This is a genomic window from Pseudarthrobacter oxydans, assembly GCF_013314975.1.
In the GTDB taxonomy this organism is placed as follows: Bacteria; Actinomycetota; Actinomycetes; order Actinomycetales; family Micrococcaceae; genus Arthrobacter; species Arthrobacter oxydans.
The window spans coordinates 24,083-37,065 of sequence record NZ_JABTYH010000041.1 but is presented as its reverse complement, the minus strand read 5'-3'; the positions used below and the strand labels follow the sequence as shown (position 1 = coordinate 37,065).

The 12,983-nt window shown below is 66.8% G+C and carries 13 protein-coding genes, 1 tRNA gene and 2 pseudogenes; 8 read left to right on the top strand and 8 right to left on the bottom strand.

Translation table 11 applies throughout. The features are described from left to right. The first annotated feature begins 174 nt into the window (after window positions 1-174). A pseudogene (locus tag HTS88_RS19760) lies at window positions 175-917 on the top strand (ABC transporter permease). 2 nt (window positions 918-919) lie between these two features. Here HTS88_RS19760 and HTS88_RS19755 read toward each other — a convergent pair. Then, window positions 920-2,596: an AMP-binding protein gene (locus HTS88_RS19755; protein WP_174181478.1), complete on the bottom strand. Its 1,677-nt coding sequence runs from the start codon at window positions 2,594-2,596 to the stop codon at window positions 920-922. 104 nt (window positions 2,597-2,700) lie between these two features. On the opposite strand from HTS88_RS19755, the gene HTS88_RS19750 reads away from it, so the two are divergent. Next, on the top strand, window positions 2,701-2,979 hold the full coding sequence (locus HTS88_RS19750) for a putative quinol monooxygenase (RefSeq protein ID WP_066278079.1): 279 nt from the start codon (window positions 2,701-2,703) through the stop codon (window positions 2,977-2,979). Between the two features lie 58 nt (window positions 2,980-3,037). Here the strand turns inward: HTS88_RS19750 and HTS88_RS19745 are convergent, their stop codons facing one another. Continuing rightward, window positions 3,038-3,463: a thioredoxin family protein gene (locus tag HTS88_RS19745; protein WP_104184401.1), complete on the bottom strand. Its 426-nt coding sequence runs from the start codon at window positions 3,461-3,463 to the stop codon at window positions 3,038-3,040. A gap of 157 nt (window positions 3,464-3,620) precedes the next feature. On the opposite strand from HTS88_RS19745, the gene HTS88_RS19740 reads away from it, so the two are divergent. Both HTS88_RS19740 and HTS88_RS19735 read left to right on the top strand, forming a co-directional pair. Continuing rightward, complete coding sequence (locus HTS88_RS19740) at window positions 3,621-4,544, top strand: ABC transporter ATP-binding protein (protein ID WP_174181476.1); 924 nt, start codon at window positions 3,621-3,623, stop codon at window positions 4,542-4,544. Next, window positions 4,541-5,338: pseudogene (locus tag HTS88_RS19735) on the top strand (ABC transporter permease subunit). The gene HTS88_RS19740 and the pseudogene HTS88_RS19735 overlap by 4 nt, the downstream one beginning before the upstream one ends. Before the next feature lie 4 nt (window positions 5,339-5,342). Here the strand turns inward: HTS88_RS19735 and HTS88_RS19730 are convergent. After that, on the bottom strand, window positions 5,343-5,891 hold the full coding sequence (locus tag HTS88_RS19730) for an acyl-CoA thioesterase (protein WP_174181474.1): 549 nt from the start codon (window positions 5,889-5,891) through the stop codon (window positions 5,343-5,345). Between the two features lie 69 nt (window positions 5,892-5,960). Here HTS88_RS19730 and HTS88_RS19725 point away from each other — a divergent pair, with 69 nt between their 5' ends. Both HTS88_RS19725 and HTS88_RS19720 read left to right on the top strand, forming a co-directional pair. Further along, the gene (locus tag HTS88_RS19725; protein ID WP_174181472.1) at window positions 5,961-6,692 is read left to right on the top strand and encodes a potassium channel family protein; all 732 of its coding nucleotides are present in this window, start codon (window positions 5,961-5,963) and stop codon (window positions 6,690-6,692) included. A 366-nt stretch (window positions 6,693-7,058) separates the two neighbouring features. Continuing rightward, window positions 7,059-8,063 (top strand): LysM peptidoglycan-binding domain-containing protein, encoded by a 1,005-nt coding sequence (locus tag HTS88_RS19720; RefSeq protein ID WP_174181470.1) that lies wholly within the window; start codon window positions 7,059-7,061, stop codon window positions 8,061-8,063. Window positions 8,064-8,261: 198 nt separating this feature from the next. On the opposite strand, the gene HTS88_RS19715 is transcribed toward HTS88_RS19720, so the two are convergent. The 3 genes from HTS88_RS19715 to HTS88_RS19705 form a co-directional block, all read right to left on the bottom strand. Further along, on the bottom strand, window positions 8,262-8,693 hold the full coding sequence (locus HTS88_RS19715) for a CBS domain-containing protein (RefSeq protein WP_174181468.1): 432 nt from the start codon (window positions 8,691-8,693) through the stop codon (window positions 8,262-8,264). Window positions 8,694-8,982: 289 nt separating this feature from the next. Then, window positions 8,983-9,064, bottom strand: a tRNA-Tyr gene (locus HTS88_RS19710). Window positions 9,065-9,232: 168 nt separating this feature from the next. Then, window positions 9,233-9,487 carry a hypothetical protein gene (locus HTS88_RS19705; protein ID WP_174181466.1) on the bottom strand — a complete coding sequence of 85 codons (255 nt, stop codon included), beginning with the start codon at window positions 9,485-9,487 and terminating at the stop codon, window positions 9,233-9,235. A 196-nt stretch (window positions 9,488-9,683) separates the two neighbouring features. Between HTS88_RS19705 and HTS88_RS19700 the strand changes: the two genes are divergently transcribed. Beyond that, the gene (locus HTS88_RS19700; RefSeq protein ID WP_104184409.1) at window positions 9,684-10,175 is read left to right on the top strand and encodes a YajQ family cyclic di-GMP-binding protein; all 492 of its coding nucleotides are present in this window, start codon (window positions 9,684-9,686) and stop codon (window positions 10,173-10,175) included. A 48-nt stretch (window positions 10,176-10,223) separates the two neighbouring features. On the opposite strand, the gene htpX is transcribed toward HTS88_RS19700, so the two are convergent. Together htpX and HTS88_RS19690 are read right to left on the bottom strand one after the other, a co-directional pair. After that, window positions 10,224-11,090: a zinc metalloprotease HtpX gene (gene htpX / locus HTS88_RS19695; protein WP_174181464.1), complete on the bottom strand. Its 867-nt coding sequence runs from the start codon at window positions 11,088-11,090 to the stop codon at window positions 10,224-10,226. Window positions 11,091-11,122: 32 nt separating this feature from the next. Next, the gene (locus HTS88_RS19690) at window positions 11,123-12,394 is read right to left on the bottom strand and encodes an MFS transporter (protein WP_174181462.1); all 1,272 of its coding nucleotides are present in this window, start codon (window positions 12,392-12,394) and stop codon (window positions 11,123-11,125) included. A gap of 95 nt (window positions 12,395-12,489) precedes the next feature. Here HTS88_RS19690 and HTS88_RS19685 point away from each other — a divergent pair, with 95 nt between their 5' ends. After that, window positions 12,490-12,975, top strand: a complete 486-nt coding sequence (locus HTS88_RS19685) for a Fur family transcriptional regulator (protein ID WP_174181459.1) — start codon at window positions 12,490-12,492, stop codon at window positions 12,973-12,975. Window positions 12,976-12,983: the final 8 nt, after the last annotated feature.

Genomic DNA, 12,983 nt, shown 5'->3' with positions numbered 1-12,983 from the left:
CGTTGTCCGCTTCCGCCTCCGGCTTCCCGAAGGTGCCCGACTGGCGCCTGCGCTGCTGCTGGAGATGCACGACGCCGGTGCTCCCGCCCAGTCCCTGGAGCTGAAGCCGCCCACCCTGGACGATGTGTTCCTCGAACTGACCGGGCGCAACCTGCGGGAAGGGGCGAACCGCTGATGGCCACGCACGGCACCGCTGCCGGCGCCCGGGAAAGGCCCGGGCTGGGCAGGGTCCTGCAGGACACCAGGTACGTGTTCTGGCGGGAAATGCTGCTGCCGCTCAGGGACCCGTTCTCGCTGGTGTTCTCGCTGCTCCAGCCGCTGGTCTTCCTGGGACTGTTCGGCCCGTTGCTGGGGGCGGCCGTGGGCGCGCCGGCGTTCGGCGGACAGTCCACGCTCCAGTGGTTCCTTCCGGGCGTGGTGGTGATGATCGCCCTCTTCGGAACGTCCATGACCGGTTCAAACCTGCAGTATGAGCTCATGACGGGCTCCTATGAGCGCATCCTGGCAACGCCGCTGTCCCGGTCCTCGCTGATGATCGGGCGGGCGTTGAAGGAGTGGGCGCCGCTGGTGGTCCAGGGGCTCCTCATCGCACTGGTCTGCATCCCCTTCGGCTTCGTGTTCTACCCGCTGCACGTGCTGGCCGGGCTGGTCATCCTGGGATCTTCTGGGGAGTCCAGCAGACACTGCTGTTCCCGCTGATGATCCTCTCCGGCATCATGCTTCCCATCGAGGCGGGACCCGGGTGGATGAGGACGGCCAGCCTGTTCAACCCCCTGACTAACCTGGTGAACGCAGAGCGCGAACTGTTCGCGGGCAGCGTCGGGACGCACACCCTCCTGGGCCTTGTTGCCGCCTCGGTGACAGCCGCCGTCGGCCTTGCTGTGGGTGTAAAAGCCATCAGCCGCAACATCCGCTGACGTCACAGCCCCAGCCGGGCCACAGCCTCCTGGCGCATCTCCACCTTGCGGACCTTCCCGGACACGGTCATGGGGAACCGCTCCCGGACCTCCACGTAGCGGGGAATCTTGTAGTGGGCCAGCTTCCCCCGGCAGTACTCGGCAAGGGAGCCCGCGTCCAGCGGCTGGGCGCCGGGCTTGAGGATGATGCACGCCATCAGCTCCTCGCCGTACCTTGCATCCGGCACCCCGATGACCTGCACATCCTGGATCGACGGGTGGGCGAAGAGGAACTCCTCAATCTCCCGCGGATAGATGTTTTCGCCGCCCCTGATCACCATGTCCTTGATCCGGCCCTCGATGACGACGTACCCGTCATCGTCCATCCGGGCAAGGTCCCCGGTATGCATCCAGCCGTCGGCATCGATGGCCTCGGCGGTCTTGTCCGGCTGGTTCCAGTACCCCTCCATCACGGCATAGCCCCGGGTGCAGAGCTCCCCGATCCGGCCCCGCTCCAGCACTTCCCCCGATCCGGGATCGATGATCCTGCTCTCCAGGTGGGGCATGGTGCGTCCCACCGTCTCGGTGCGCTGCTGCAGGCTGTCCCCCTGCCGGGTCATGGTGGACACCGGCGACGTTTCAGTCATGCCGTAGCAGATGGCCACATCCACCATGTTCATCTCCGACATCACCCGGTTCATCACCTCGATGGGGCACAGCGAGCCGGCCATGACACCCGTGCGCAGGGTGGACAAGTCGTAGGAAGCAAAGTCCGGCAGCGCCAGCTCGGCGATGAACATGGTGGGCACGCCGTACAGGGAGGTCCCGCCGAAATCCTGGACGGCCTCCAAGGCGGCGGCCGGGCTGAATCCGCGGCCGGGGATGATGGTGGCAGCGCCGTGGCTCAGGGCGTTCAGGTTGCCGATCACCATCCCGAAGCAGTGGTAGAACGGCACCGGGATCACCACCCTGTCGTGCTCCGTGTACCCGAGCAGTTCGCCGATCGAGAACCCGTTGTTGAGGATGTTGTGGTGCGTGAGCGTGGCCCCCTTGGGGAAGCCCGTGGTCCCGGAGGTGTACTGCAAGTTGATGGGATCGTGCGGGTCAAGTTCAGCCATCCGGGCCTGCAGCCCGGTATGTCCGACGTCGTCCGCCCGCCGAAGCAGCTCCGCGTACGTCAGCTCCGCATCGCTTTGGGGGACGCCGGCGTCGAACCCGGCTTCCGCCGGCGCGGGCAGGAAAACCAGCTCGCGCAGGTCCGGGCACTCCGCGAGCGCCTTCCGGGCCATCCCCACATAGTCGCTGTTCGTATCCGACGGGGCGGTGACCAGCATCCGCATACCGTTCTGCCGCACCACGAATTCCAGTTCGTGGCTGCGGTAGGCAGGGTTGACGTTGACCAGGATGGCCCCGGCCTTGGCGGTGGCGTACTGGAGGAGGGTCCATTCGGCGCAGTTGGGACTCCAGATTCCAACGCGGTCACCCTTGGCGACGCCGAGGGCGAGGAGCGCACGCGCGAGCCGGTCGACGTCGTCGTTCATCTTGGTGTAGCTCCAGCGGCGGGCGTCGGCGCCCGGAACAGGTGCAGCCTCGATCAGCGCGTCGTGGAAGGGAAAGCGGGCCGCCACCCGCTCAAAGTTCCGGCCGATGGTCTCATGGAGCAGCGGGACGTCAGTGTCCCCGGCTGTATAGGCGCGCATGCTGGCACGCTACCAAGTGGCTTCCGGCAATGAAAGCACCAACGGAAGCGGTGTCCGGCGCAACAGAACGAAAGCCGTCCGCAGGTGCCGGTATTGTGAAATCCATGACTTCTCCCATTGACCTGCAGGCAACGTTCATCCCCAACGACGGCGAGTTCCACCGCGTCAAGCTGGCCCTCGAAATCGCCATCGACGAGGTGGTGAATGAGCCCGGCTGCATCCGGTACGAGCTGACGGAAGCCACCGAGGAGAAGCTGGTCCTGACGGAGCAGTGGGCGTCGGAGGAGGACCTGGCCAAGCACTCCAAGGGCATCGCCGTGCAGGACCTGAACGAATCACTGAGCGCGCTCCTGGCCGAGCCCGTCAAGGTGGAACGGATCTAACGGCATTAACCAAAAATGCGGGACCTCCCACTGGGAGGTCCCGCATTTTGTCTAAGTCCTAGGCGTCCGGGATCTGCGTGCCGTCCTGCGGACCGGCCGGCTTGCCGGCGGCGGCAGCGGCCTCTTCACGCTGGCGTGCCACGTGGGCGTGGACTTCCTCCATGTCCAGGGCCTTCACGGCGTCCACCACCTGTTCGAGCTGCTGGGCGTTCAGCGCGCCGGGCTGCGAGAACACCAGCACCTTTTCACGGAAGGCCATCAGGGTGGGGATGGACGAAATGCCTGCCTCGGCGGCGAGCTGCTGCTCCGCCTCGGTGTCCACCTTGGTGAAGAGGACATCCGGGTGCTTCTCCGACACGGCCGAGTACGTGGGACCGAACTGCTTGCAGGGCCCGCACCATTCCGCCCAGAAATCCACCAGGACAATGTCGTTGCCTTCAATGGTGGATGCGAACTGTTCACCTGTGATGTCAAGGGTAGCCATGTGTCAACGGTACGCGCCGCTCCCCCGGCCTGTCCCGCCCGCGGCCCCTTGTTCGCTCCCCGCGTCATCGGGAATAACACGGGCAGCCGCAATGTACAGGGCGGCCGGCGGCGCCTAGTCTGGGGTCATCGCCGCGCGTGCGCACCCAGGAGGTCTGATGGCAACCGCTATCTCAGCGAAGTCCCTGACCAAGAAATTCGGGCGCCACGAAGTGCTCCACGGCGTGGATTTCGAGGTAGAGGCCGGCTCCGTCTTTGGTGTGATCGGCCCGAACGGTGCCGGAAAGACCACCACCATGCGCTGCCTGCTGGACATCATCCGCCCCACCAGCGGGACCATCCGGGTGCTGGGGACCGACCCGCGGGCAGGTGGTCCGGAACTGCGGCGCCGCATCGGCTACCTTCCCGGGGAGCTGTTCCTGGCCGGCCGGGTAACGGGGCGCACCCTGCTGGCCCACTATGAGGCAATCAGCGGGCCGGTGCCGCCGGGCCGGGTGGACCAGCTGGCGGAGCGGCTGGGTCTGGACCTCACCCGCCATATCCGCAAGCTGTCCAAGGGCAACAAGCAGAAACTGGGCCTGGTGCAGGCGTTCATGCACCAGCCCGAGCTCCTGGTCCTCGATGAGCCCACCAGCGGCCTGGACCCCCTGGTCCAGCAGGAGTTCCACGCCATGGTGCGCGAGGCAAGGCACCGCGGCCAGACCATCTTCCTCAGCTCGCACGTCCTGAGCGAGGTCCAGCAGACAGCGGACACGGTGGCCATCCTCCGGGACGGCAGGATCATCGCCGTCGAATCAGTCAGCGGCCTCCGCGAAGGTGCCCTGCGCCGCGTCCGCTTCACCACCTCCGGCATTGCAGCGCACGACGCCGCTGCGCTGCTCAGTGGCGTGCCCGGCGTCGGACACGTGGAGGTGCTGGAGTCCGACGGCACGGCGACGCTGTCCGCCACCCTTGGCGGGGACATCCAGCCGCTGGTGAGGATGCTGGCTTCCCTCCGGCTGACTGACCTCGTCCTGGAGGAACCGGACCTGGAGGAAGCAGTGCTGACGATGTACGCCGCCCCGCAGGAGGAGGCACGGTGACAACTCTTCCATTGTTCCGCCGGGCCTTCTTTGACACGTGGCGCTCCACCCTGGGCTGGGCGCTGGGCCTGGCCGCCGCGATCTTCCTCTACCTGCCGCTGTACCCGTCCATCGGCGGCAGCGCGCAGATGCAGGACATGATCGATGCCCTCCCTCCGGAGATGACAAAGGCGCTGAACTATGACTAGATTGCCACCGGTCCGGGCTACACGCAGGCCACGCTGTTCGGGCTCCTCGGCTTCCTCCTGATGACCATCGCATCCGTCTCCTGGGGCGCCGCGGCCGTGGGCGGGGACGAGGAGTCGGGCCAGCTGGAACTGACCCTGGCGCACGGGGTGCGCAGGGTGCAGGTGGTGCTGGAACGGGCCCTTGCCCTGCTGCTGCGCGTGGTGCTGCTGGCGACTCTGGTCTGCTCCCTGGTGTGGCTGCTGAACGGGCCGGCGCAGCTGGGCATTGGGCTGGGCAACCTGCTGGGCGCCTCCGTGCTGTTCGCCGGGCTGGCACTGCTGAGCGGAACGGCTGCCCTCTGTGTTGGCGCTGTTACCGGCCGCCGCACGTACGGGCTGGCAGCCGGCGCCGGCGTCGGTGTGCTCGGGTATGTGTTCAACGCGGTGGGACGGCAGAGCAAGGACGTGGAGTGGCTGCTGAACCTCAGCCCCTACCACTGGGCCTACGGAAACTCGCCGGTGGCGAACGGGGCGGACTGGCCGGCGGCGGCATGGCTGTGGGCCATCTCGGCCGCGCTGGTGGCGCTCGCCGCCGTTGCCCTGGAGCGGAGGGACGTGGGCGCCTAAGCCGCTACGCTTCCCAGCTGTGCGGTGCTGGTGTCCGGCTCCCGGGCAGCGTGCTGGACGCCCGCCATTCGTGGATCCAGTCGGGAAGCTCCAGGTCCGCAGGCGGTTCGCCGAACTCCTTCAGGATGTCCGCCTGGCTGACGGGCCGCCCTTTGTGGACCAGCCGGGTGGCGATGTACGCGCGGGCGTACACCTCACCGTCGGCCACCATGCGCTGTTCAAAGAAGATGGCTTTGGCATCCAGCCCGATGATGCGGGTCTCGATGGTGTAGTGCTGCCACAGCTGGAGGGACTTCCGGAAAGCGATGGTCTCCGCCGCCACCACCGGTCCCCAGCCGCGCCGTCGCATCCGCTTCCAGACCCCGCTGCGCACCATCAGGTCGAACCGACCCAGGTCCATGAGGGACAGGTACATACCGTTGTTGACGTGCATGGCAATGTCGATGTCCGTCGGCAGGACCCGCAGCGGAAGCGATGAGCTGTCCCAGACGGTCAGGGGCGGCCGGCGCGACGAACGGACCAGCATCAGCAGGGTTCTCAGGAGGAGGTGCATCCCCCAATGCTACCCGCCAGTAACATTGGGTCCGCAGCGCGCCATGGCGCTGCCAGTAGGATTTCCTGCATGACGCAACAACGCTACCGGGATCTGGCGGACTGGCCTCTCACGGTGACGGCGCTCATCTTCCTGGGGGCCTACGCGTGGCAGGTGATTGGCCGGATCGAAGGCAGCGCCGCCCTCCTGCTCGAGGCTGTCATGTGGGCCACCTGGGGCATCTTTGCCGTGGACTACCTGGCCAACCTGTGGCTGGCAGCGGACCGCGGCAGCTGGTTTGTCCGGAACCTGCACGAGCTGGTGATCGTGGCGCTGCCGTTCTTCCGGCCGCTGCGCCTCCTGCGGCTCGTGACACTGTTGTCCGTGCTGCACCGGACACTGGGCGACACCCTGAGGGGCCGGGTGGTCACGTATGTGGCGGGTTCAGCCACGATGCTGGTGTTCGTGGGCGCCCTGGCGGTCCTGGACGTGGAGCAGTCGGCCCCGGACGCGAAGATCGTCACCTTCGGCGATGCCTTGTGGTGGGCCATGACCACCATCACCACCGTGGGTTACGGCGACATGTACCCGGTGACGCCGATCGGGCGGATGGTTGCCGCTGCCCTGATGATGAGCGGCATCGCCGTGCTGGGCGTGGTCACGGCGTCCATCGCCTCGTGGCTGGTCCAGCGGGTAGAGGATACGGCTGAGGCAGTCTCCGAGGCCGAGGAACCGGTCCGTGCGGAGGTGGCGGACCTCGCGGCCGAAATTGCCGCGCTGCGGCGTGAGATCGCTGCCCTCCAGGAACGGCGAACGCCCTAGCCCGCGGCTGTCCGGAAAACACCGCTGCCCGGCAAGTACCGGGCCTTCCGCGGTTGAGTAGCAGGTTCCGCGCCACCAAGTACCGCACTCAAATATTCGGGTAATTCCTACTGGTGCCGCTAAGGTGCGCCCTTCCTAGACTCGGGATTCCTAGGACCGAACACAGTGCCGGCGGTCCCCCGGAGTTGCTTCCCGGGGTCCCGCCCTCGCGGAGCCTCCGTATTTTCTGGGTATGCGGATGCCTCCATCCCGCGCCTTTCCGCGGCCCCGCATCAGCGGTGGCGGCCGGCGCGTTCCCCTCGATCCGTCCCGCCCGCCGAAGCGCACCGCTCCGGCCCAGCTGGACCGAGCCTGGACGGGCTACCCATGAACCAGCCATACCTTTCCATCCCCGAAGGCCCCAGCAGGAGCTTCGCCACGGATGAACCCCGCACCGAGATCACCACTGGACGGCCGGCCATCAGCAACAGGCTGTGGGCCGGCATGGCAACAGCCGCCGTGGTGGCGGCGGTGGGCGTCGGCGCCCTGGCGGGGCCGCCCGCGTCAGTGGACCAGGGCACGACGACGGTTGGGCAGGTTGCCGCCGCCGCGTTGCCGGAGGTGCCGAACGCCGCAGCAGCCGCCGAAGCCCAGCCCGCGGCCGAGGCTGCTTCGGAGGCAGTTTCCGGGGCTCCCGCCCCGCCGGCGCCCGCTGCCGAGCCGGCGCCACCGCCTGCGCCGGAGCCAGCACCTGCGCCAGCTCCTGAACCTGCGCCTGCTCCGGCGGGTGACCCAAACCTGTACACCGTGGTTCCGGGCGATACCGTTGGAGCCATCGCGGCCAGGCACGGCGTGGACATGAACGCCATGCTCGCGGCGAACGGACTGGGCCACTACAGCATCATCGTTCCGGGCCAGACGCTGGTGCTCACGGGACCGCCTGTTGCGGTAGCGGCGGACACGCCCGCCCCTGCGCCGGCACCGGCTCCCGCACCGGCGGCCGCCGCACCCGCAGCAGCCCCCGCTCCCGCCCCCGCTCCTGTTTTTGTCCCGGCAGCCCCGGCCGTCCGCACCATTTACGTGGCCGGCGCCGGCGGGCAGTCCATGGTGGACGCCTGCATCGGGCCCATCCACTACACGCCCAACGACGGCTACTCGCTCTTTATCACTGAGCACGATTTTTGTGGCGGGTGGGCCCGGTTCTCCGGCATAGGCGTCGGGGAAACCGTCAGCATCCCGGGCTACGGAACCTATACCGTCTCAGCACGGGGCCAGGTGCCCAACCCGGGGACCACCAACGACGTCATTGCCGTCTTCGGCGGTTTCCCCCGGGCGATCCTCCAGACCTGCATCCCGGGCACCAGCCAGATGCTCCTGATTGCCCTGAACTGACGTGCACTGAACTGACGGGAAGGCCCGCCGGCACCCTGGCCGGAACGGCTGAAGGGCCACCGGGTTTCGCAAGCTTGTCCGCGGTTCCTAGCCTTGACGGCGGGGAGCCGCGGGCAAGGCCATGACCGGACACAAAGAAACGCCACGGAGGGGACCCCGTGGCGTTGGTAGCGGGAAACCCTGACGGGGAAATCCAACCTATGCGTTCATCCGTTTGCGCTCCGAGATGTGCTCCACGAGCTCACCCACGCGCTGCTCGGAGTAGTTCCGGGCAATGTCGCCCTGGCTGATGATGCCCACCAGCTTGTGGTCGGCGATCACCGGGAGCCGGCGAACCTGGTGGGTTTCCATCATCTCGATCGCCGCGTCAACGTTCGCGTCCGCGTCGATCCAGTGGGGCCGGCCCGAGGCGAGGTCGCGGGCCATCATCTCGCGGGGATCGCGTCCTGCCGCCACGCACTTGAGCACGATGTCGCGGTCGGTGATCATGCCCTTCAACTTGCCGTCGTCACCGCAGATGGGCAGCGACCCGCAGTCCAGGTCCATCATCATCTTGGCGGCATCCACCAGGGACTGGTTTTCCTTAATACACTGCGCGTCCGTCGTCATGAACTCACGTACGGCACTCATTGGTCCTCCTTCATCGATGGGGATATCGACGCAGGGTACCGGGGCACATGCGCCGATGCTGCCAGCCTACGCCGGGCTCCTGATGATGTCGACGGCGGTTTTCCGCGGCTTTGGAAGGGGACTTCCGCCCTCGGCGCCGGGGGACAATTCCTGGATTTCCGGCCTTCTTCGCGGCCCGTAACCACCGGGGGCAGGGCCCGCAAAAAAGCCCGTTATGCGGTGCAGGCTCCGGGTTCCGGGACACAAAAAAGCCTCCGGAACCATTCGGTTCCGGAGGCTTCTCCTTGGGTGGCAGATGAGGGATTCGAACCCCCGTAGGCGTTGCCAGCTGATTTACAGTCAGCCCCCTTTGGCCGCTCGGGTAATCTGCCGAACTTCAAAAGAAGTACCCGCCAATGCAGTCTGCGAACCGTCCGCTTCCGGGCCGTTCCGCTTCCAGTAACCGCGGGCAAGACAACTTTACAGAACTTCCGCCGAAGAATCGAATCGGGCCGCGGACACTCCCAAAACCCTTGCAATACCAGGGGAAATGGACGGAATCAGGCCCCGCCGAGGATCCTGCCGGCGAGCCGCGCCTCGAACTTCAGGGCCTGCTCCTCCGTGATCTGGTTCAGCTGGACAGCCCTGAGCAGATCCTCGTGGACGCCTTCCATCCGGGCTGAAGCGTCCGGCACGGGACTGAAGATGATTGCCGCAGCAACTGCCGCGGCCGCAACGGAACTGGCGGCCCCGGCAACCGCTCCGGCTGCTGCCGTGGTGGTTCGCGTGGCGTACCGGACGGCTTTGCGGTGCATGGTGTTCCCTTCCTGCAACTTCCCAACTCCTTCAACTCTGCGGCCGCCTCCTTCGTTCCCTCCGGGTGTCCGCTGAGAGGGAACTGTGAACCCGGCTTCCCCACGCTCCCCCACCAACACCGGCATCCGTATTAGGCTTTTAGGCAGCGATCAAGCCCTGTCCGCGCACAGGGTTCCCACCGGCACAAGGAGAGTCATGGCAGGCGAGTCAACGTTCGACGTCGTAAGCAAAGTGGACAAGCAGGAAGTGGCCAACGCGCTGAACCAGGCACAGAAGGAACTGGCCCAGCGTTACGACTTCAAGGGCGTGGGAGCCGAGGTGGACTTCAGCGGCGACAAGATCCTGATGAAGGCCAACTCTGAGGAACGCGTGCTCGCGGTGCTGGATGTCCTCCAGTCCAAGCTGATCCGCCGCGGCATCTCGCTGAAGTCCCTGGACACCGGCGAGCCGTATGCCTCCGGCAAGGAGTTCCGGCTCGAGGCCTCCATCAAGGAGGGAATCGCGCAGGACCTGGCGAAGAAAATCAACAAGCTCATCCGCGATGAGGCCCCCAAGTCCGTCAAGTCGCAGATCCAGGGCGACGAACTGCGCGTGACCTCAAAGTCCCGTGACGACCTGCAGGCCACCATGGCCCTGCTGAAGGACTTCGACGAAGCGGACCTGCAGTTTGTGAACTTCCGCAGCTAGTCCTTCACGTCAGTTTCGACGCGCAGGATTTGTGCCGCCGGCCGTACGTCAGGCCGGCGGCCCAGCCATCCGCTCCAGCCGCGCAATCCGGTCCCGCATGGGCGGATGGGTAGCGAACAGCTTGTTCATCGCCCCGCCGCGGAACGGATTGGCGATCATCAGGTGTGAGGCGTTGACCAGGCGCTGGTCCTGGGGCAGCGGGGCGATGCTGACGCCGCGCTCGATCTTGCCCAGGGCTGAGGCGAGGGCCAGCGGATCGCCGGTCAGCTGCGAACCGTCCTCGTCGGCGTCGTACTCCCGCGTCCGGGAAATGGCGAGCTGGATCAGGGACGCCGCGAAGGGGGCCAGCAGCGCCATGGCGATCATGGCCAGTGGATTCGCGTTGCGCCGGTCACCGCCGCCGAAGAAGAGGAGCATCTGCCCCACCGACGTGATCACGCCGGCCACGGCGGCCGCCACCGACGAGGTGAGGATGTCCCGGTTGTAGACATGCATGAGCTCGTGTCCCAGGACCCCGCGAAGTTCCCGGGCGTCCAACAGTTGCAGGATGCCCTGGGTCACGCAGACCGCGGCGTTGCGGGGATTCCGGCCGGTGGCGAAGGCATTGGGGTTCATGGTGGGCGACAGATAGATGCGCGGCATGGGCTGGTTGGCCCGGGCCGACAGCTCGCGGACCATCTGGTACAGCTGCGGGGCCTGCGCCTCGTCCACGGGAATGGCCTGCATGGACCGGATGGCGATCTTGTCGCTGTTCCAGTATCCGTAGGCGGTGGTAAACACCCCCACCAAGGCCATGATCCAGATGGGCGCGGAGCTGCGGGTGCTGGTGCCGATCACCGCCCCGAGTCCGAGGAGCACCGCCCACAGCACCCCGAAGAGCGCCGCCGTCTTGAGGCCGTTGTAATGTTTGTGCACGTCTCCTCCTTACTCACTAAGGGAACGGCTGTCTAGGGAACAGGGTTCCGGGCGTCGTATTCCCTGAAGCCGGGCTGCAGCTTTGCGGCCGCCCACGCGCCGGCGACGCAGAGGAAGCCGCCAATCAGCAGGACCCAGCCCTCTGCCACGACCTTGGTTGCGCCGCCTGCCAGCAGGTCGCCGATCCTGGGGCCGCCCGCCACCACCACGATGAACACCCCCTGGAGGCGACCGCGGAGGTGGTCCGGCGTTGCTGCCTGCAGGATGGTGTGGCGGAAGACGCCGCTGATGGAATCGGCAATCCCGGCCAGCGCGCAGCACAGTGCCGCAGGCAGCAGCCACGGCGTCACCGCCCCGTCCGGAGCGCGCCCGGCCAGCAGCACCACCAGCCCGAACCCGGCAATGGAGGCGCCCCACCCCATCACTGAGAAGACCACGGCGCTCCCCTGCCGGCGGACATTCCCGAGCGGCCCGGAGAACAGCCCGGCCAGGAAGGCGCCGATGGCGGTGGAGGCGAGGAGGATGCCCACGGTGGCCTCTCCGCCGCCGATCATGACCGCGCCGATGGCCGGCATGAGCGCCCGCGGCTGGGCCAGGATCATGGCGATCAGGTCGATGACAAAGGTCATTCGCACGTTGGGCCGGGTGCCCAGGAAGCGGAAGCCCTCGACGACGGAGCGGAGTCCGGGCCTGCGCGGAGTTCCCGAGGGCGGCAGGGGCGGCAGCCGGTACACCGCCCACAGCACGAACGCGAAGCTGATGAAGTCAAGGGTGTAGGTCCACGCGAACCCTATCCAGGCCACCAGCACGCCGGCCAGCAGGGGACCTGCCGTCATGGCGAGGCCGAAGGACATCATGCTGAGGGCGTTGGCCGCGGGCAGGAGTTCCTTGCGGACCAGCATGGGGAGGATGGCGCTGCGGGCCGGCTGGTTGATGGCCTGGGCTCCGCTCTGCGCCGCCACCAACAGATACAGGAGCCAGACACTGTCCAGCTGCAGCCAGGACTGCAGGGCAATCACGCCCGTCGTCAGCCACAGGACAGAGGTGGCGAGCAATGCCACCGTCCGGCGATCGTGGGCGTCGGCAATGGAACCGCCCAGCAGCCCGCCAATCACCAGCGGCACCAGGGCGAAAACGGCCAGCAACCCCACGTAGAAGCTGTCCTGGGTCAGGCGGTAGACCTGCAGGCTGACTGCCACCAGGGTGAGCTGGCTTCCGACGGCGGACACGGCGGATCCCAGCCAGAGCCTGCGGAACGCCGGGCTCTCCCGGAGCGGCGTGATGTCAGCGAGCAGTTTCCCCACCCTGCAACCCTAGTGGTGCGGATGTGGCTGCTGGTTCCCGCGAGGTTAGTCCTGCCTTATTGTGAGATGTTCATAATAAGTGCTTCAATGGTGACATGACGGAACACTTTGACGGCCACGAAGCATGGGCTGCCGCCCTGCGCGCCCACGGCCGCAGGGTGACCAAACAGCGGCTGGCGGTCCTGGCCGCCGTCGAACGCCATCCCCATTCCCCCGCCGAAAGCATCCTGAGCGCCGCCCGTGCCGAGCTTCCCGAGCTGACGGCCCAGTCCGTGTATGTGGTGCTGGGCGACCTGACGGACCTGCACATGCTCCGCAGGTTCGAGCCCCCGCACTCCCCCGCGCTGTACGAGACCCGCGTGGGAGACAACCACCACCACGCCATCTGCATCAGCTGCGGCCGGGTGGAGGACGTCGACTGCGCAGTGGGCCACGCACCCTGCCTCACCCCCCACTGGGATGAGGGTGCCAAGCCGATGACCATCCAAATTGCCGATGTCATGTACCAGGGCATCTGCCAGGACTGCCAGCAGTCCCAACAACTTCCTTCCAACCGTCCCTCTGAAGAACCACAGAAATAAGAGAAATA

Coding starts and splice junctions, on each gene's coding strand:
- HTS88_RS19755 (WP_174181478.1), bottom strand. CDS start 2,596: ATGCGCGCCTATACAGCCGGGGACACTGACGTCCCGCTGCTCCATGAG.
- HTS88_RS19750 (WP_066278079.1), top strand. CDS start 2,701: ATGACTTCTCCCATTGACCTGCAGGCAACGTTCATCCCCAACGACGGC.
- HTS88_RS19745 (WP_104184401.1), bottom strand. CDS start 3,463: ATGGCTACCCTTGACATCACAGGTGAACAGTTCGCATCCACCATTGAA.
- HTS88_RS19740 (WP_174181476.1), top strand. CDS start 3,621: ATGGCAACCGCTATCTCAGCGAAGTCCCTGACCAAGAAATTCGGGCGC.
- HTS88_RS19730 (WP_174181474.1), bottom strand. CDS start 5,891: ATGCACCTCCTCCTGAGAACCCTGCTGATGCTGGTCCGTTCGTCGCGC.
- HTS88_RS19725 (WP_174181472.1), top strand. CDS start 5,961: ATGACGCAACAACGCTACCGGGATCTGGCGGACTGGCCTCTCACGGTG.
- HTS88_RS19720 (WP_174181470.1), top strand. CDS start 7,059: ATGAACCAGCCATACCTTTCCATCCCCGAAGGCCCCAGCAGGAGCTTC.
- HTS88_RS19715 (WP_174181468.1), bottom strand. CDS start 8,693: ATGAGTGCCGTACGTGAGTTCATGACGACGGACGCGCAGTGTATTAAG.
- HTS88_RS19705 (WP_174181466.1), bottom strand. CDS start 9,487: ATGCACCGCAAAGCCGTCCGGTACGCCACGCGAACCACCACGGCAGCA.
- HTS88_RS19700 (WP_104184409.1), top strand. CDS start 9,684: ATGGCAGGCGAGTCAACGTTCGACGTCGTAAGCAAAGTGGACAAGCAG.
- HTS88_RS19685 (WP_174181459.1), top strand. CDS start 12,490: ATGACGGAACACTTTGACGGCCACGAAGCATGGGCTGCCGCCCTGCGC.